General features: G+C 40.0%; 1 rRNA gene. It reads left to right on the forward strand.

Annotated elements, in window-relative coordinates:
• The first annotated feature begins 32 nt into the window (after nucleotides 1-32).
• Nucleotides 33-148 (forward strand): 5S ribosomal RNA (gene rrf, locus ACHABU_RS20755).
• Nucleotides 149-280: the final 132 nt, after the last annotated feature.

Consider the following 280-nt stretch of genomic DNA (forward strand, 5'->3'; position numbering starts at 1 on the left):
GGGTATAACTAATATCTTAATTTGAATAATTGTCTGGTAGCAATAGCGAAGAGGTCACACCTGTTCCCATCTCGAACACAGAAGTTAAGCTCTTCAGCGCCGATGGTAGTTGGGACTTTGTCCCTGCAAGAGTAGGACGTCGCCAGGCATAAGATTATTTCACAGTACCTTAGGTGGTAGTACAACGACGTTTCGTCGTTTGGTCGTAGATTCGAAATTTAGCTTTCGAAATCTACCTGTGGAATTATTTATTTGTTAATAATAATTGGCAAAATTTACC

The sequence above is a fragment of the Oceanobacillus sp. CF4.6 genome, from assembly GCF_051262635.1.
In the GTDB taxonomy this organism is placed as follows: Bacteria; Bacillota; Bacilli; order Bacillales; family Amphibacillaceae; genus Oceanobacillus.